The 17,093-nt window shown below is 66.6% G+C and carries 19 protein-coding genes; 4 read left to right on the top strand and 15 right to left on the bottom strand.

From position 1 onward, the window contains the following. Window positions 1-53: 53 nt before the first annotated feature. Window positions 54-221 (bottom strand): hypothetical protein, encoded by a 168-nt coding sequence (locus tag ACFWVD_RS01165; RefSeq protein ID WP_379239890.1) that lies wholly within the window; start codon window positions 219-221, stop codon window positions 54-56. A 294-nt stretch (window positions 222-515) separates the two neighbouring features. Here ACFWVD_RS01165 and ACFWVD_RS01160 point away from each other — a divergent pair, with 294 nt between their 5' ends. Next, window positions 516-836, top strand: a complete 321-nt coding sequence (locus tag ACFWVD_RS01160) for a hypothetical protein (protein ID WP_379239889.1) — start codon at window positions 516-518, stop codon at window positions 834-836. Window positions 837-932: 96 nt separating this feature from the next. Here ACFWVD_RS01160 and ACFWVD_RS01155 read toward each other — a convergent pair whose 3' ends face one another. The 3 genes from ACFWVD_RS01155 to ACFWVD_RS01145 all read right to left on the bottom strand — a co-directional run bounded on the left by ACFWVD_RS01155 (window position 933) and on the right by ACFWVD_RS01145 (window position 2,499). Then, window positions 933-1,181, bottom strand: a complete 249-nt coding sequence (locus tag ACFWVD_RS01155) for a hypothetical protein (RefSeq protein ID WP_379239888.1) — start codon at window positions 1,179-1,181, stop codon at window positions 933-935. Continuing rightward, on the bottom strand, window positions 1,178-1,585 hold the full coding sequence (locus ACFWVD_RS01150) for an ankyrin repeat domain-containing protein (protein ID WP_379239887.1): 408 nt from the start codon (window positions 1,583-1,585) through the stop codon (window positions 1,178-1,180). The genes ACFWVD_RS01155 and ACFWVD_RS01150 overlap by 4 nt, the downstream gene beginning before the upstream one ends. 293 nt (window positions 1,586-1,878) lie before the next feature. After that, on the bottom strand, window positions 1,879-2,499 hold the full coding sequence (locus ACFWVD_RS01145; protein ID WP_379239886.1) for a YdeI family protein: 621 nt from the start codon (window positions 2,497-2,499) through the stop codon (window positions 1,879-1,881). Between the two features lie 137 nt (window positions 2,500-2,636). Between ACFWVD_RS01145 and ACFWVD_RS01140 the strand changes: the two genes are divergently transcribed. After that, window positions 2,637-3,185, top strand: coding sequence for a carboxymuconolactone decarboxylase family protein (locus tag ACFWVD_RS01140; RefSeq protein ID WP_379239885.1), 549 nt, complete (start codon window positions 2,637-2,639; stop codon window positions 3,183-3,185). A 42-nt stretch (window positions 3,186-3,227) separates the two neighbouring features. On the opposite strand, the gene ACFWVD_RS01135 is transcribed toward ACFWVD_RS01140, so the two are convergent. The 3 genes from ACFWVD_RS01135 to ACFWVD_RS01125 are packed head-to-tail and all read right to left on the bottom strand — an operon-like array spanning window position 3,228 to window position 6,314. Next, on the bottom strand, window positions 3,228-4,454 hold the full coding sequence (locus ACFWVD_RS01135) for an acyl-CoA dehydrogenase family protein (RefSeq protein WP_379239884.1): 1,227 nt from the start codon (window positions 4,452-4,454) through the stop codon (window positions 3,228-3,230). A 52-nt stretch (window positions 4,455-4,506) separates the two neighbouring features. Further along, window positions 4,507-5,085 (bottom strand): TetR/AcrR family transcriptional regulator, encoded by a 579-nt coding sequence (locus tag ACFWVD_RS01130; RefSeq protein ID WP_379239883.1) that lies wholly within the window; start codon window positions 5,083-5,085, stop codon window positions 4,507-4,509. Then, entirely contained in the window at window positions 5,082-6,314 is a 1,233-nt protein-coding gene (locus ACFWVD_RS01125; RefSeq protein WP_379239882.1) for a cytochrome P450, read from the bottom strand. Before ACFWVD_RS01125 ends, ACFWVD_RS01130 begins: the two co-directional genes overlap by 4 nt. 95 nt (window positions 6,315-6,409) lie before the next feature. Here ACFWVD_RS01125 and ACFWVD_RS01120 point away from each other — a divergent pair, with 95 nt between their 5' ends. Then, window positions 6,410-6,676, top strand: coding sequence for a YdeI/OmpD-associated family protein (locus tag ACFWVD_RS01120; protein ID WP_379239881.1), 267 nt, complete (start codon window positions 6,410-6,412; stop codon window positions 6,674-6,676). A 168-nt stretch (window positions 6,677-6,844) separates the two neighbouring features. Further along, the gene (locus ACFWVD_RS01115) at window positions 6,845-7,654 is read left to right on the top strand and encodes an alpha/beta fold hydrolase (protein WP_379239880.1); all 810 of its coding nucleotides are present in this window, start codon (window positions 6,845-6,847) and stop codon (window positions 7,652-7,654) included. A gap of 25 nt (window positions 7,655-7,679) precedes the next feature. On the opposite strand, the gene ACFWVD_RS01110 is transcribed toward ACFWVD_RS01115, so the two are convergent. The 8 genes from ACFWVD_RS01110 to ACFWVD_RS01075 form a co-directional block, all read right to left on the bottom strand. Continuing rightward, window positions 7,680-8,636 carry an exopolyphosphatase gene (locus tag ACFWVD_RS01110; protein ID WP_379239879.1) on the bottom strand — a complete coding sequence of 319 codons (957 nt, stop codon included), beginning with the start codon at window positions 8,634-8,636 and terminating at the stop codon, window positions 7,680-7,682. 38 nt (window positions 8,637-8,674) lie between these two features. Continuing rightward, window positions 8,675-9,190 (bottom strand): DUF501 domain-containing protein, encoded by a 516-nt coding sequence (locus tag ACFWVD_RS01105; protein WP_379239878.1) that lies wholly within the window; start codon window positions 9,188-9,190, stop codon window positions 8,675-8,677. After that, window positions 9,187-9,750: a septum formation initiator family protein gene (locus ACFWVD_RS01100; protein ID WP_379239877.1), complete on the bottom strand. Its 564-nt coding sequence runs from the start codon at window positions 9,748-9,750 to the stop codon at window positions 9,187-9,189. The genes ACFWVD_RS01105 and ACFWVD_RS01100 overlap by 4 nt, the downstream gene beginning before the upstream one ends. Before the next feature lie 23 nt (window positions 9,751-9,773). Further along, window positions 9,774-11,060 (bottom strand): phosphopyruvate hydratase, encoded by a 1,287-nt coding sequence (gene eno, locus ACFWVD_RS01095; protein WP_379239876.1) that lies wholly within the window; start codon window positions 11,058-11,060, stop codon window positions 9,774-9,776. Between the two features lie 115 nt (window positions 11,061-11,175). Next, window positions 11,176-11,904 (bottom strand): lytic transglycosylase domain-containing protein, encoded by a 729-nt coding sequence (locus ACFWVD_RS01090; RefSeq protein WP_379239875.1) that lies wholly within the window; start codon window positions 11,902-11,904, stop codon window positions 11,176-11,178. Window positions 11,905-11,974: 70 nt separating this feature from the next. Next, window positions 11,975-14,380, bottom strand: coding sequence for an ATP-binding cassette domain-containing protein (locus tag ACFWVD_RS01085; RefSeq protein ID WP_379239874.1), 2,406 nt, complete (start codon window positions 14,378-14,380; stop codon window positions 11,975-11,977). Window positions 14,381-14,549: 169 nt separating this feature from the next. Beyond that, on the bottom strand, window positions 14,550-15,479 hold the full coding sequence (locus tag ACFWVD_RS01080) for an ABC transporter permease (protein ID WP_379239873.1): 930 nt from the start codon (window positions 15,477-15,479) through the stop codon (window positions 14,550-14,552). Beyond that, window positions 15,479-16,984 carry an ABC transporter substrate-binding protein gene (locus tag ACFWVD_RS01075; protein ID WP_379239872.1) on the bottom strand — a complete coding sequence of 502 codons (1,506 nt, stop codon included), beginning with the start codon at window positions 16,982-16,984 and terminating at the stop codon, window positions 15,479-15,481. Before ACFWVD_RS01075 ends, ACFWVD_RS01080 begins: the two co-directional genes overlap by 1 nt. Window positions 16,985-17,093 lie beyond the last annotated feature (109 nt).

Genomic DNA, 17,093 nt, shown 5'->3' with positions numbered 1-17,093 from the left:
TCCCGTCTCCTATTCGCGGTGTGGGATTGGGTTCGGTTGTGTCGCTGGCGGGTTCATTGGGGTAGGTGCTCGTGGAGGGGGCCGGTAGTGTGGTTGAGCCACACGATCACCGCCCACCCGGCGTGGCGGTCCCGTAGCCGGTTCATCGCGTCGGTGGCGTAGGCGGCGATGTCGTCGGGGTGCACGAGGTGAACGCGCGCGATGGCAATCCGGTCGGTCACGTGCGCGACGGTGTACATGCCGCGTTCGTCGCGCGGGCCGGGGCGTAGATGACGAACTGAGCGAAAGGGACTGGTCGCTCGCGAAACTCACACCCCACGTCGATGATCCATAACAATCCAATGACTTGTCATGCACATCACACATTTGCCGATAGTCTGAAAATTGGAACGCGGCAAGATAAGCGAGAGGCTCCCCAAGTCTCAGTAGCTCGCCCGGCGAGCACGCACATTTCTTTTTGCGTTCCTCAATGGTGATCGGCATCTATTTTCGAGGGAAGGCTCATTCTCATGAAAATGAAAACCGCCAGCGTTGTCGCTGCAGCCACTGTCGCCGTGGGTTCGTTGATCGGCCTTGCCGCGCCCGCCAGCGCTGCCACGCCCGGCTCTCAATGCACTGCGGATGTGGACGCAGTCACCGCGGTGGGAGTGGTCAGTAGCAACGGCAAGAGTTGCACGTTTACCGCGGAAGCTCTCGAACCCCTCCTCGGCGAGGTAGCCAATGTCGGCGGCCACGCCATCAGCAATCTCGTCCACGGCATATTCGTTTCCAGCAACAACGTGCTCGCCTGCGGCACGAGCATTGCGGGATTTGTGCGCGTGTCCTGTCCCAACTGACGGTTGGTTGTCGGGTGAACAAGGGAGCAGGGCGGTAGGCGCGCACCCGGTTGTGGTGCCCCGGGCGCGGTGTCGTGTCCGGGGCTCCCGGGGTTGTCAGCGACCGGGGCGGGCTCCGGGCAGGTCGGTCCAGCAGGACAGGCAGATACGGGATTTGATGAACGCGCGGTCGGGCGCGCTCAGGTACGCGAAGGCATCCTGGATCGCCAGACGACGCTCACCCCACGCGATGAACCGGTCCTCGTTGACGTGGAAGGTCGCGCTCTGCTGGCACGTACCGCAGGTGACTCCCACGGCGAGGTCCAGGGGCGGGGGTGTGTCGAGGTGGTCTCGGTTGTCGGTCATGAGGGTGAGTTCCTTTGCTGTCGTAGTGAATTGATGAGGTACAGCGGACTTTTCAACCCGAAATAGCTGTGCATCGTCTCGCGCCGAGGGTCTGCACCGTGGGCCCGCAGGACACGAATCGAGGCCACCGGGTCATTGCCAGAAGCAAGTGCGGCCAAGTAGATGGCAGGCCAACCCTTCTCGGTCAAGGCATCGACATCGGCGCCCGCATCGAGTAGCCGCTCGATTGCGGCGGGGTGCGCGTCCTGTGCGGCGAAGTGCAACGGTGTCCAGCCCTGGGAATCGGCAGAGTTGACGTCCTCGGTCACCAGCAGGCGGTTGATGGCTTCAACATCGCCGTCGCGTGCCGCGTAGAGCAGGGCGCTGCGGCCCCAAACGACCTGCCCGATTGCCACTTCAGACACCGGACGTTTCGTAGTGCGCCCAACTGTTCCCACCGCGGGCAGTGAGACCCTGTGTACGAGATGACAAGGTGCCCCGGCCGCGGTTGCTGTGAGTCTGGGCCACGCGGCGTGCATTGCGGGCCACCCAGCCCGGCATAATCGACCAATTCGGCTCCGAATAGTCAGAAAACTGATTTTCGAGCGTCGTTTTGTACGATTACGCCGGGGTAGGGCGACCGTGATCGGTCGGGCCGGCCGCGCCGTGATGTGCTGAATCAGTTCAGCACTAGGTGATCTCGTCGCCGGTGAGATCGTCAGCCGCGGGCGCGTTGGCCGGTGGCGGCTTTGGTGACGATGTCTGCGATTCGGGCTGATCGGGTGGTGTCTCGGGCGGCGCTGACGATCCACCACAGCATTTGTTTGCGGGCGCTGGGAGGGAAGGTGTCCCAGTTGGTTCGGGCTGGTGGGGCTGCGTCCAGTGCTGCGGTCAGGTCTGGTGGTTCTGTGAGGTCTTCGACCTGGTCGAGAATCGTCCACCAGCCATTGGCTTCGGCGGCGGCGATGGCGTGGCGGCCTGCGTCGGTCATGTGGCCGTGCTTTTCCATGTCGGCGGCGCGTTCGCGGTTGAGGCGGGTCCAGGAGCTTTTGGGTCGACGCGGTGTGAACAGTTGCAAGCCGCGTTCTTCGTCGAGGATGGTGGTGGTCGAGTCGATCCAGCCGAAGCAGATGGCTTCCTCGACGGCCTCGGGGTACGGGCAGCGTGGTCGGCCGGTGGTGTTGCGCCACGAGCACAACCACACGCCTCGGACCGACGCGTGGTTGGCCGTGAGCCAGGTTCGCCACTGGGTCCGCGTTTCGGCGTGGAAGATCGGGTAGTCGAATTTCCACGTCGGTGGGTGTGTGGAAACGGGTGGCCCGAGGGGATCTTTCCGCATTTTCTCAGTGTCGCACCGATTGCGGACAGATCCTGTCCGCAATGCGGCGAGCGGCGACGCAGATCACGCTGGGGTTCTGTGGGGTCCCGGCGTAGGTTCAGGGGGAAGCGAACCGTTGACACGAAGGGGTGTTCTCGATGCGGGTGGTCAAGCGAATTCGGGCTTATGTCAAGGTGATTGGGCAGGCTCGGCGGAACAAGGGCGATCTGGTGGGGTGGTTGGGGCGGCGGCCGCAGATTGCGGGGGCGCAGGTGGTCTACGAGACGGCTTTGTTGTTCAGCAACAAGGTGGATCCTCGGTTGAAGGAGTTGGCTGAACTCAAGACGGCCGGGTTGGTGGCTTGTCAGTTCTGTTTGGATATCGGGTCGGCGCTGGCGCATACGTCGGGGTTGAGTGAGCGGCAGTTGACCGATCTGCCTCGGTACAAGACCAGCGATGCCTATAGCGAGTTGGAGAAGTTGGTGATCGGGTTCGCTGAGGCGATGACGGTGACGCCGGCTGTTGAGCTCGATGAGTTGCGGGAGGAGTTGCTGACGCATCTGTCGAAGGCGCAGGTGGCGGAGTTGGCGGCGACTATCGCTTGGGAGAATCAGCGGGCTCGGCTGAATCAGGGGCTCGGCGTGCAGCCAACCGGGATGGCCGATGGGATGGCGTGTGCGATGCCGGAACCTCGGCGGGTGCCGTAGACGAAACCCTCCGGGAGCCTGGGCGGCTCCCGGAGGATGCAACTACCCGCTGGTCAGAGCCTTGGCGATGTGGGTGACCTGGATTTCGTTGCTGCCCGCGTAGATCATCAGGGACTTGGCGTCGCGGGCCAACTGTTCGACCTTGTACTCGGCCATGTACCCGTTGCCGCCGAACAGCTGCACGGCCTCCATCGCGACCTCGGTGGCGGCGCGTGAGGAGTACAGCTTCATCGCGGACGCCTCGGCGAGGGTCACCTTGTCGCCTGCCGCGGTGCGCTCGATGGCGTTGAACACCATGTTCTGCACGTTGATTCGCGCGATCTCCATCTCGGCGAGCTTGAGCTGGATGAGCTGGAACTGCGCGATCTCCTTGCCCCACAGGGTGCGGGACTTGGCGTAATCCACGCACAGGCGGTGACATTCGTTGATGATGCCCAGCGCCAGCGACGCGATGCCGACGCGTTCGACCACGAAAGACTCTTTGGCACTGTCCTTTCCGTCGCCCTTGGCCGGGGTCTCGGTTTCGCCGAGCAGCCGGTCGGGGGTGATGCGGACGTTGTCGAAGAACAGTTCGCCCGTGGGCGAGGAGTTCATGCCCATCTTCTTGAACGGGGGGCTCTGCGTGAAACCGGGCATCCCTTTGTCCAGCACGAAGGTCAGGACCTTGCGGTCGCGGCGGTCGGCGCCGTCCTGTTCGTCCAGCTTGGCGTAGACGATCGTGACGTCGGCGTACGGGCCGTTGGTGATGAAGGTCTTGCGGCCGTTGAGGATGTAGTCCTCGCCGTCGCGGCGGACGTAGGACTTCATGCCGCCGAACGCGTCCGAACCCGAATCGGGTTCGGTGATGGCCCAGGCGCCGACCTTGTCCATGGTGACCAGTTCGGGCAGCCAGCGCTTCTTCTGCGCGAGGGTGCCGCGGCTGCGGATGGTGCCGACGGTGAGACCCAGGCTCACCCCCATCGAGGCCACCAGACCGAGGCTGACGCCGGCCAGTTCGCTGTTGAGCACCACGCCCATGCTGCCCGCACCACTGAGCCCGCCGCCGGAGCTACCGGAGCCGGTGGTGCCTGCCTCTTCGCGGGCCAGCGCCTTCTCGAGCCCGTCGCGCGCCATCTCGTCCAGGCCGAAGGTGGCGAACAGCTTGCGGATGATGCCGAACGGCGGCAGCGCGCCGCTTTCCAGCTGGTCGACGTGCGGGGTGACCTCCTTGGCGATGAAGCCGCGCACGGCCTCGCGGAACATCAGGTCTTCGTCTGACCACTGGTACATCTCTGGACTCCCGAGGGATCGCCGGAACTTTCTCCCAAATATAGAACACGTTCTATTTTGGTGCGACGAAGTTCCGGGTGATGACCGGTGCGACGAACTCCTCCAGCATGGCGCGTTCGTCGGCGGCATCGCGACCGGGCGCCGACAGCAGCGAGACGATCACGCGGGTGAGCCAGCGGGCCAGGCGGCTTCGCTGCGGGTCGGTCAGGCCAGTGGGGCCGAAGATGGTCGCAGCCAAGGCTTCGATGACGTCGGAGTCCTGGCTGATGCGGCCCGCCGTGCCGGAATCGGCGGGCCGGAACCAGGCGATGAGCAGGGGGTTGGCCCGAACCTGCGCGACCGCGCCGAGCATCGCCGCGATGATCCGTTCGCCGGGGTCGGCGATGTCGCGGAACCGCTCGTCGAGCTGGGCGACGATGCGGCGGGTCTCGCGGTGCACGAACGCCAGCCGCACCGCCTGCCGGTTGTCGAAGTAGCGGTAGAGCGTGGCACGGGAACAGCCTGCGGCCTTGGCGATGTCGGCCATGCCGACCGCGGCCACCCCGTGTTCGGCGAATAGTTCGGCGGCCGCGTCGATGATGCGTTCGGCGGCCAGGTCCGCCCGGTCGGTCGCCAACCAGTCACCACTCATGTCGCACTGAACGGCACCGCGACGGGCCAGCGCACGTAGTTACCCTGCGACCATCGCACCGCATCGAGGTCGACGGTGAAATCGGGGCACCGGGCGAGCAGTTCCTCGAGCGCCACCCTGGCCTGCATGCGGGCGGCGGCCGCGCCGAGGCAGTGATGGTGTCCGTGACTGAAGGTGAGGATGCGCTTGGGGTTGCGGCGGACGTCGAGTTCGGCTGCGGTGGAACCGAATTCGCGTTCGTCGCGGTTGGCGGAGCCGTAGAGCAACAGCACGCGGCGGCCGGCCGGGATCGTGGTGTCGTGCAGTTCGACATCGCGGGTGGTGGTGCGGGCCAGACCCTGCACCGGGGAGGTCATCCGGAGGAACTCCTCGATGGAATCGGGGATGAGCGACGGGTCGTCGGCGAGCAGCCTGCGCTGGTCGGGATTCGCGGTGAGAAGCTGGACCGCGCCGCCGAGATTGCCGGTGGTGGTGTCGTTGCCGCCGGTGATCATCGTGAACGCGAAGCCCAGAATGGCGATGAGGCCGTCGTTGTCGCCCTCGGCGCCGAGGCCGGAGGCCAGCAGGTGCGAAATGGTGTCGTCGCCCGGTTCCACGCGGCGACGGGCGATCAGCTCGGTGAAGTAGCCGACCAGCTCGCCCACGGCGGCGAACGCGTTCTGGTCACCCGCGGCGATCCCGGCGCCCGCGACGGCGCCACCGACGATGTTCTCGGTCCAGTCGTCGAACTTGCCGTGGTCGCGTTCGGGCACGCCGAGGTAGTGCGCGACCACCATCGTGGGCAGCGGCTTGAACAGCTCCTCGACGATATCGCCGCCACCGGCCGCGCGCAGTCGCTCGATCCGTTCGACGACGAACCTGCGCACCGCCGGTTCGACCGAATTCACTTGGCGCGGTGTGAATCCCGGCGACACCCGGCGCCGGAAGTCGGTGTGCTCGGGCGGGTCCATGAAGACGAACGGCTTGACGCCACCGAACCCGGCGGCGGCCAGGTCGATGTAGTCGACGGTCAGACCCGAGGCCGAGGAGAACGTCTCGGGATCGCGGGCGGCCGCCCACACGTCGGGGTGCCGAGACAGCACGTAGAAGTCGTTGGATTCCTGCCCTTCGGGGATCACCCGATGGACCGGATCAAGCTCGCGCAGTGCGGAATACATGGACCAGGGATCGCGCCAAGTCTCCCCGGAGCGCAGTTCGAACCGCACCGAATGAGACGACGTTGTGCTCATGACTCCATGGTGAGACATCTGCACCAATTTGTCTAGAACCGGTTCTATTTTCGTCGGTCACCGCAGGTCGAACGTGTGCGCGCTACCTTGGACTGATGAGCAGTCGAGGAGTTCCCGGTGGTGTGGTGCACGAGTTGCCGACGGATCTGCGCACGGCACTGCTCGCGAACCCGCCCGCACTCACCGCCTGGCGCGACATCACCCCACTGGCCCGCAACGAGTTCATCTGCTGGGTCGAGGACGCCAAACAGGACGCGACACGCGCACGGCGGATCCGACGCACCCAAGAGGAGCTCGAGGAGGGCCAGCGGCGGCCGTGCTGCTGGCCTGGGTGCGCGCATCGCGAGCGCACCGGCAGCTGAGCTGGGAATTCCGAGCATCCGGTCCCCGCCGCCGAGGAGATCGAACCGCAGCTCACACCGCGTGTGGCGCCTCGCTCATCGGGATGACCTTGCGTCGGCGGGTAGGCCCGCGGTGGAAGTTGTGCTACCACTGGGTGATCAAAGGCGCGAGGGGGATTTGTGACATCGATGAACCGGGCTGGTTCGGGTGAGCCCGTACTGCTGCTGCACGGCTACACCCTGTCCCATCATTCATGGCACAGGGTTGTCGACAATCTCTCGCGCGACTACGACGTTCTCGCGATGACGATGCCAGGGCACTGGGGCGGGCCGCAGCTGCGACTGCGCGATGTGGGCGTCCGCGGGATCGCCGACGGCGTCGAACGTGAACTCGACAAGCTCGGTTGGGAAACCTGCCACATAGCCGGGAGCTCACTCGGCGGACAGATCGCGTTCGAACTCGAACGCCGCGGCCGGGCGCGATCCCTTGCCGCACTGAACCCCAGCGGAGGATGGAAGCGTTTCTCCTACAACGAGTTTCATCTCGGTCTGGTATTCGTCGCACAATTTCCGCTTGCCGCCGCTGCCCGCATGTTCGGTGATCGAGTAACTACTCGCGAGGTCTTTCAACGCCCGATCATCAGGAACTGCGTCAGCGACATGACGGCGGTCGACCCCGTTGACGCGGCGAACACGATCCGCGCAGTCGCCCACTGCCCCATCTACCTGCCGATGCAACTGGCGTATCTGCGCGATGGACCGCTCACCGACGACGACATCCGTCGTGTCACAGCGCCGACATCGTTGATCCTGTCCGAGTTCGACACCTTCCTCACCCGGAACAAGTCCATGCAGCGGCTGATCGATGAACTGCCCGACCACGTCGAGGAGGTCACCCTCCCGGGTGTCGGGCACATCCCGATGCTCGAGAACCCCGACATCGTCGCCGATGCCCTCCGCACCCACCTGATCAGGGCGGCTGATCAGCAGGCCCAGTGAGTGTCGGCGACCGACGGGAACTACCTCAGGCGGCGTTCACGATGGACATGGCGATGCCGTCGAGGATGTCGTGTTCGCTGACGACGAGTTCGGAGACTCCCGCGCGGCGGGCCAGTTCGTCGGCCAGGACCTCGGTGATGACCGCGCCGCCGCCGATGACGTCGACGCGGCCGGGGTGCATGGGGCCGAGGGCTGCGCGTTCGTCGTGGTTCATGGCGATGAGACGGTCGCAGACGTCGTGTACTTCGGCCAGGCTCAGGCGGGTGAGATGCACTCGCGCGGAGTCGTATTCGGGGAGGTCGAGGGCGACGGCGGTGATCGTGGTCATCGTGCCTGCTACGCCTACCCAGGTGTGGACCTTGTCGACGGGGACTTTCGCGAACGCTTCGTCGAGGCGTTCCTGGGCGAATTCCCTTGCGGCAGTGACCTGGTCGGGAGTCGGCGGGTTGCCGGGCAGGCAGCGTTCGGTGATGCGGACGCAGCCGATGTCGGCGGAATAAGCTGCCTGGACGCCGTTTTCGTCGCCGACCACCAGTTCGGTGGAGCCGCCGCCGAGGTCGACGACCACGAAAGGACCTGCGTCGGAGGCCAATTCGCCGACGGCACCGGCGAAGGACAGTCGTGCTTCCTCGTCACCGGAGATCACTTCCGCGACCGCGCCGGGCACCACGCGACCGAGTTCGGTGCGGGTCATCGAGAAGAAGTCGTCACGGTTGGCGGCATCGCGAGTCGCGGAGGTCGCGACCATGCGAACCCGCGAAACACCCTGCGCCACCATCACATCGACGTAGTCAGCCAAGGCCAGACGCGTGCGTTCGATCGCTTCGGGCGCGAGCCGACCGGTGGCGTCGACACCCTGACCCAGCCGCACGATCCGCATCTCCCGATGCACATCGGTGAGCCCACCATCAGCGGAGACTTCGGAGATCAGCAGTCGGATCGAGTTGGTTCCGCAGTCCACTGCGGCGATGCGCTCACTCATGGTGTCCTCCAGGTCTGGTGCGCCGGGCACTCCCGCGATTATGCCTGTTCGCCGGGTGCGGCGGGCCAGTCGGCGGGGATCGCGGTGCCGCGGAAGCCCGCGGCGGCGGCCAGGGCGACGGCTTCGTCACCGAAGGGGTTCAGGCCGGGGCCCTTGGCCAGGGAGTGCGCGATCAGCACGTGCAGGCACTTGACGCGGTCGGGCATGCCGCCACCGCTGAAATCGGTGTCCAGGGACTCGATTTCGTTGCGTTCGGCCAGGTAGCTCTCGTGGGCGCGACGGTAGGCGGCGGCCAGTTCCGGGTCGGCGGCCAGGCGTTCGGTCATGTCGCGCATGACACCGGCCGATTCCTGCCTGCTCGCCTCGGCGGTCAGGCGCGGGTCGGTGAGGTAGTACAGCGTCGGGAACGGGGTGCCGTCGGGCAGGCGGGGCGCGGTTTTGACCACGGCGGGCAGGCCGTCGGGGGTGCGGTAGGCGACTTCGAGCACGCCGCGAGGTTCGCGGCCCAACTGCTTCGCGATGATCTCGAGGTCGCTGGCGTTCGGTGTCGTCACCGGGGTCCTTCCGGGGCTGGTTCGGAGATGCTGCGCCACAGGTCGGTGTACCAGGGGTCGGGCGCCGCGGTTCGGGTGCTCATCGGCGGCGGCGCTGGTGCTTCGATGCCGGGAATCTGCACGATGTAGGGGGTTTCGCCGGGCATCACCAGGCGCAGGCGGTCGCGCGCTTGGGAGCGGATGTAGGCCGGATCCTGTTGTTGCGCACGGCGATCGCGCAACGCGGCCAGGTCGGCGTCCAGTTCGACGCGCTGTTTGGCCAGTGCTACCGCTTCGGCACGTTGGCTGAAGTAGGTGCGGGTCGGCACGGCCAAAGTCAGTGCCAGACCGCACAATACGGCCGCCAGGATCACGGCTTTGCCGGTCGACAGCCCCAGGATGGTGTGTTCGCCGCGGTCGAGCTTGCCGGTGGGCTTGCGCTTGGCGGATTCGGGATGGCGGCGCGTGGGGCGTTTGGCCGCGGTGGGGCGGCCGGGCGCGTCCAGCTTGGGGCGGGTGCGCGACGTGCGCCTGTCACCACGTCCACCCGGACTGGTTCCACGCGCACGCCGCTCGGTCATTGCCTACCGCCCCTGTACTGCTTTCAGAATTCGCCGGTGAAACGCGGGAAGGCCACGTCACCGGCATAGCGTGCCGAGTCACCGAGGGCGTCCTCGATGCGCAGCAGCTGGTTGTACTTGGCGACCCGCTCCGAACGCGCGGGGGCGCCGGTCTTGATCTGGCCCGAACCGACGGCGACCGCGAGGTCGGCGATGGTGGTGTCCTCGGTCTCGCCCGAACGGTGCGACATCATGGTCTTGTAACCGTTGCGGTGCGCCAGCTCGACAGCGTCGAGGGTCTCGGTGAGCGTGCCGATCTGGTTGACCTTCACCAGCAACGCGTTCGCGGCACCCTTGGCGATGCCCTCTTCGAGGCGCTCGGGGTTGGTGACGAACAGGTCGTCGCCGACCAGCTGCACCTTGTCACCGATGGCGTCGGTGAGGGCGACCCAGCCGTCCCAGTCGTCTTCCGACAGCGGGTCTTCGATGGAGACCAGCGGGTACTTGGTGAGCAGGTCCGCGTAGAAGTCGCCCATTTCGGCGGCGGTGCGGATCTTGCCCTCGAACTTGTAACCTTCACCCTCGGTGTGGAATTCGGTGGCGGCCACGTCGAGAGCCAGCGCGATATCGGTGCCCAGCTTGTAGCCGGCGCGCTCGATGGCGACGCTGATCAGGTCCAGGGCTTCGATGGTGCCCGCGACGTCGGGGGCGAAGCCACCCTCGTCACCGAGACCGGTCGACAGGCCCTTTTCCTTCAGCACGGCCTTGAGCGTGTGGTACACCTCGGTGCCCCAGCGCAGCGCCTCGCGGAAGGTGGGCGCGCCGATCGGGGCGATCATGAATTCCTGCACGTCCACGCCGGTGTCGGCGTGTGCGCCACCGTTGAGGATGTTCATCATCGGCACCGGAAGCACGTGGGCGTTCGGGCCGCCGAGGTAGCGGAACAGCTCGAGACCCGAGGACTCGGCGGCACCGCGGGCCACGGCCAGCGACACACCCAGCAGGGCGTTCGCGCCGAGGCGGGACTTGTCGGGGGTGCCGTCCAGGTCCAGCAGGGCCTGGTCGACGGTGCGCTGCTCGACGGCGTCGAGGCCGATGATGGCGGGCGCGATCTCGTCGAGCACACCTTCGACGGCCTTTTGCACACCCTTGCCGCCGTAGCGGTCGCCGCCGTCACGCAGCTCGACGGCCTCGTGCTCGCCGGTGGACGCGCCGGACGGCACGTCTGCCCTGGTCAAGGTGCCGTCATCGAGGGCGATCTCGACCTCGACAGTGGGATTGCCGCGCGAATCCAGAATCTCGCGAGCTCCGACCTGTTCGATAATGGCCACGAAAACTGCTCCTTACGACGGAAGGCACGGTAGGTATCACGGGATGGGGCCGTGCGCTGCCGAGCCTATCGTCTCGGCGGGGTGCGCAGTAACCGGCACTCCGGGCCGGGGCGAACTACACGCGGCGGCCGATGCTGTAGATCGCGGCGCGATCGCGGACCACGCGCATGTATTTGTTGTCCTGGTTGTACGCGAACAGGGCTCGTTGCCAACCGTCTGCCGAGGTCAGGTCGCCGCCGCGGGTGCACAGGTAGCGGGCGGCGGTCAGCGCGGCGTCGTCGATGTTCTGCGGGTCGATCACGCCGTCGCCGTTGGCGTCCACGCCCCAGCGTTTCCAGGTTTCCGGAATGAACTGCAGCGGACCCACCGCGCGGTCGTAGGTGGTGTCGCCGTCGAGACGGCCACCGTCGGTGTCGCGAATCTCGGCATTGTTGTTGGTGCCGTCCAGCGCGACGCCGATGATCGCCGGGCGCACCACCCCGTCACCGTCGATCCCGGCACCACGATGGGTGCCGTGCCCGCTTTCCACGCTGGCGATTCCGGCGAGGGTGGTCCAGGCGATCCCGCACTCGGGCTTCGACTTCGCCAGCACCGCGGCGGCGTACCCGTAGGCCTCGAGCGCGACCGGTTCGATGCCGACCGCGCCGGATTGCTCGTGCGCCCAGTCACGTAACTGCTCCGACGCGCGGCCGGGCGCGTCGACATCGATGGTGGGCAGCGCGACTCCCGGCCCCGGCGGCATATCGCCGGGAATCGACGCGAGCGAACTGCACCCCGACAGGAGCGCGGTGATCGCGACTGCGGCGAGCACGCCGATTTTTTGCACCGTCACCTGCTCAATCATCCAGATCCACGGCACTTTGCGCACGTCTCACAGCAGGTTCTCAGAGTCGTGGATAACTTCTTGCGCGCGCTCAGCCGAGTAGGTCCGCGGTGGCTTGGTGCGCGGGCGTGGTGAGAACTTGTGTCGGCGTGCCGGATTCGACCACTCGGCCGCGATCGAGCACGAGCAGGTCGGTGCAGTGGCCGCGGACCAAGGTCATGTCGTGGCTGATCAGGATGACGGCGGTGTTGCGGTCGGCGCGGACTCTGTCGAGCAGAGACATGATGGCGGTGGCGGTTTCGGAGTCCAGGGCTGTGGTGATTTCGTCGCAGATGAGCACGGCCGGGTTGGCGGCTAGGGCTCGGGCCAGGGCTACTCGTTGGCGTTGGCCGCCGGAGAGTTGGTGGGGGTGGCGGGTGGTGAGATCGGCGGGAAGGTCGACGGCGGTGAGTAGGGCGGTGATGTGGTCGGGGATTTCGTGTTTGGGGATTCTGGCGATTCTGCGGAGGGGGCGGGCCAGGGTTTGTTCGACGGTTCGGCGGGGGTTCAGTGCGGCGCGAGGATTCTGGGTGACCAGTTGAATTCTGTTGGCCCCGGGCTCGATTCGACGCACCTCCGTTCCGCACACTTCCAGCGAACCGGTTTCGGCGGGATGTAGGCCTGCGATCACTCGGGCGAGGGTGGTTTTTCCGGCGCCGGATGGGCCGACCACGGCTAGGGCGGCACCGGCTCGCAGGCTGAGATCGACTTCTTCGAGGACCATGTGACCGTGTGCTGTCGCGTTGATTCCCTTGGCGCGCAGGACAATATCGTCTGCCGGGTTCGGCCTGGTAATCGACGAATCGACACCCGTCGACAGGCGGCCACTGCCCGGATCGGTGGTACCTGCCATCTCGTTGGCGGCTTTGGCGCGAACCTGAGGAGGTTGCTTGCCTTGACAATCAGCGGACGCCTCACTTCTGCGGGACCTGCTCGGCGCGTGGCTGCCGTCCTGCGGATCAGCAACCGCGGTTGAATGATTCGCTGACTGTTCGCTGGGTGGGCGGATTTCGATCACCGTGTCGGCGATGGTGTTGATCGCTTCGGTGTCGTGGCCGGAGAGCAGGACGGTGGTGGCGTGGTCGGTGGCGAGGGTGGAGATCAGGTGGGCGATGTCGGTGCGGAGGGTGCCGTGCAGGCCGGCGAGGGGTTCGTCGAGGATGAGGAGTTCGGGGCGGCGCAGGATGGCTCGGGCCAGGGCTACTCGGCGTTGTTGGCCGCCGGACAGGCGGGCGCAGCGGCGGCGGAGATGGGTGTGGTCGAGGCCTACCTGTTCGAGGACGGCTAGGCGGTCGGCTTCGGTACTGGTGGGAGCGGCGTCGGCTAGGACGGCTCGGACGCGCAGGAGCGGGTTGAGTTCGGAGCCTGGGTCCTGGCCGACGTAGGCGATCTTTTCGCGGCGGAACTTGCGCAGGGCTCCGGCATCGAGCGCGAACACGTCATGCTCGGCGACCAGCACCGTTCCCGCTCCGCGAGCGCCAGTGGGTAGATGCCCGAGCAGCGCACGCATCGCCGTGGACTTGCCCGCGCCCGATGCCCCTGTCAGCGCGGTCACCGTGCCCGCCTTCAACCGGAACGACAACGGCGCCAGCAGTACGGCCCCGCTGTCGGCGACAACGGTCAAGTCATCGACTACCGCGGACTCCCCCGAGTCCGCCACCGAAATCCGACCTGCGCTGCCGAAAGAGCTGGTCGTCGCGGGACGGGTCTTCGGCCCACTGGTGACCACCAGGTTCACACCCACTGCCACGATCGCGATGGCGGCGCTCGGCGCGAGAACCGCCCAGGGGTTGAGGAGAAGTCCGGAGGCGTTGTCGCGGACCATGATTGCCCAGTTGTCGGCACCGAGGGCGGGGACGCCGAGGAAGGCGACGGTGCTGACCAGGTAGATGGCTACTACGAAACGCAAGCCCAGTTGGGTGGTGAAGACTGCGCGCAGATTGGGCAGGATTTCGCGGAAGACCAGGTGGGGCAGGGATTCTCCGCTGGCAATGGCGGCTTCGACGTAGCCGGTGGTGGCGATGGTCGCGGCGGAGGCGGCGAAGAGTCTGGCGCAGTAAGGAACTCCGAACAGCAGGGAAACGGCGATCAGCGCGATGACGCCGCCACCGGGCCAGGCGGTGAGTACCAGCAGGATGCCGAGGACGGCGGGGAGCAGGATCACCAGGTCGCCGCACAATTCGATGATCTTGCCCGCGCGGGGACGTACGGCGGCGACGGCGCCGAGGATGGCCGACAGGACCGTAACCGCGATCGCGATCACCGCGGAAACGACCAGTAGTTGGGTGCCGCCGGTGAGTAGGTGGCTGAGGACGTCGCGGCCGAGCCGGTCGGTCCCCAACGGTGCCGTTGCGTCGGGTTGCGCGAACGGCATTCCGACGGCTTGCTCCGCTGGATGGGGTGCGAGAAGCGGTCCCACCACCGCGAGCAGCACGACAACCCCCACGCCGACGGCCACTGAGCACCGCCAGAGCGCGGTCCCCCATCTGGACGATTGATCACCAGGCTTTCCGGTAAACATCGGCCGAGTAGAAAAATCCACCAGAGCCTGGTGATCTTGATCCGCCGGGGGATGATCCTGTCGCATTACTCGACCTCCCACTCGGAACCTCGCATTTCGGGCACTTTCATCGCGAGCTCCGGGAGGCCCACGCGCGCACGATGTCGGCGGCGGCCAGCAGCACCATGATCACGATCGCGGTCAGGGCGACCACCGCGGCGACCGTGGTGGCGTCGCGGTCGGCGACGGATCCGGCGAGTACGGCGCCGATGCCGGGGTAGTTGAACAGGGTCTCGACCACTAGGGCTCCGCCGAAGAGCATTCCGACGGAGGTGGCGTAACCGGCGACGATGGTCGGCGCGGCGAATGGCAGCATGTGCCGCAGCAGAATTGTTCGGGTCGGGAGACCGTCGAGCACAGCACTTTCCACGTGCGGTGCGGCGGCGACATCGAGCAGCGCCGAACGCACGACGCGCGCGTTCCAGCCGATCTGCGGAATCGCCAATGCCAGCACTGGCAGCACCAACATTTCCGGTCCTAGCGGGAACCCGGAGCGACCGGTGATAGTGACGGCGGGCAGCCAACCGGTGGCCAGCGAGAACACCAGGATCAACAACGTGCCGCAGACGAATTCGGGCACCGCGACGGCAATGGTGCTGACCGGCTGCAGGATTCGTGAAACCACCGCCGTCGGACGCATTGCCCACCAACAGCCGAGCCCCAGCGACAACACGATGGTCAACAGCAACGCGATCCCGCCCAGCAGCAGGGTTTGCGGGAACTTGTCGGCCAGCAACGCGCCGATCGAATTCCCGCGCGCCGTGTGCCCGAAGTCCCCGGTGAACACCCCGGAGATCCAATCCAGGAACTGCACCAGCAGTGCGCGATCCAGCCCGAGCTCGCGTTCCTTCGCCGCGAGCTCGGCCGCCCCCGCCTCCCTGCCCAGCGCCGATCGGGCGGCGTTGCCCGGCAGCAGATCCACCGCGACGAACACGATCGCCAGCAAGGTCACCAGCAGCGCCAGGCGCCGGAACATCGGCAGGGCAAAGGTTTTCATCACGCCAACCAGGCACGTTCCAGCTGGACCCGCGCGAAGCCGCCGAGTGTGGGCAGGTCGCGCACCGTCGACGCGGCGATGTCGACACCGTCGGCCATGCCCCACACCAGGTAGCCGCCACGCTCGAATTCGATGCGTTGCAGTTCGCGGACGGCGCGGGCGTATTCGTCGCCGGAGGTGGCCAGGGCTTTGGCGTCGACTGTGTCGAATTCGGTGTCGCGGAAGCCGGTTTCGTTGCGGTTGGAGGCCGAGGTCATCAGCTTGTCGGCCAGGAACAGCACCGAGTCGTTGGTGCCCCACGACACCGTGTACAGCGGGGCATTGAGCCAGGTCTGGTCGTAGAACGCGGCCGATTCCACCACCTGGACATCCAGGCGCACGCCGATCTCGGCCAGCTGCGAGGCGATCACCTTCGCGGATTCGACCTCGCCTGGCACTTCGGCCTTCGTGACGAACGGGTAGCTGCGAGCGGTGTCGAAATTCGCCTCGCGGAGAAGGGTTTTCGCGCGGTCGATGTCGCGGTCGCGGCGCAGCGACTTGTCGTACAGCGGGTCGGCGGTGCCCAGGACGTCGGCGGCGACGGTGCCGTAACCGGAGTGCACCTGGTTGACCAGGGCGGTGCGGTCGACACCCAGGCGCAGGGCGGTGCGCACCCTGGCGTCGGCGAACGGGCCGTCGGCCGCGCGCATGGCCACGCCGAGCATGGTGTCGTTCGCGCGCCGGATGACCTGCAGGTCACCACGTCCGGCGGCGGTGCGGCCGGCGATGGCGCCCACGTTGGAGGCGAGGTCGATCTGGCCGCCCAGCGCCGCGTTGCCCAGGGCGGTGACGCTGTCGAACATGGTCACTTCGATGGCGTCGAGTAGCGGTGGCGTGCCGTGCCAGCGGTCGTTGCGCACCAGGCGGGCGTTGCCGTTCTGGTAGGACTCGAGCCGGAACGGGCCGGTGCCGATCGCGGCGGCGAAGTCGGTGGTGTCCTTCGGGACGGTGAATGTCATCAACCGAAGCAGCAGCGGCAGTTGAGTATTGGGTTCGGGCACGGTGAACACCACGCGCTGGGGACCGTCGGCGACGATGTCGTTTTCGGCCACCGGCATCTTCGACGCGCCGCCCACCGAACGCAGTCGGCGCATCGACCACACCACGTCGTCGGCGGTCACCGGGGTGCCGTTGTGGAAGGTGGCGCCGTCGGCGATGGTGAAGGTCCAGCGACGGTTGTCGGCGCTGGCTTCCCAGCGTGAGGCCAGGCGCGGGGCGACGTTCGGGTCGCCGCCGGGGACGGTGAGCGCGTCGTAGACCAGCGAGGCGATGAGAAAGTCGCTGTCGTTGCTGAGGTTCGCGTGCGGATCGCGTTCGCTGCGGGAGGCGGTGCCCAGCGCTCCGACGCGCAGGGTGCCGCCGCGCTGTGCGGTGCCGACTCGATCGTCGCTGGTGCATGCGGCCGCCAGTAGCAGCGCGGTAACGCCGACTCCGGACCGAAACAGCTGCCTGCGCGTGAAACTCATCGTGTTCCTCCTCGAACCGCGCACCGAGATCCCTTTCCCGACGCAGCGAACTCAGGCGAGGCTAGCCTAAATACTGCGGCGCGTGGGGACCTTCCCGCCGACTGTCACC

Source organism: Nocardia sp. NPDC058666 (genome assembly GCF_042714895.1).
GTDB lineage: Bacteria > Actinomycetota > Actinomycetes > Mycobacteriales > Mycobacteriaceae > Nocardia.
Note: the sequence above shows the minus strand (reverse complement) of the source record. Positions and strands in the feature narration are given on the sequence as shown.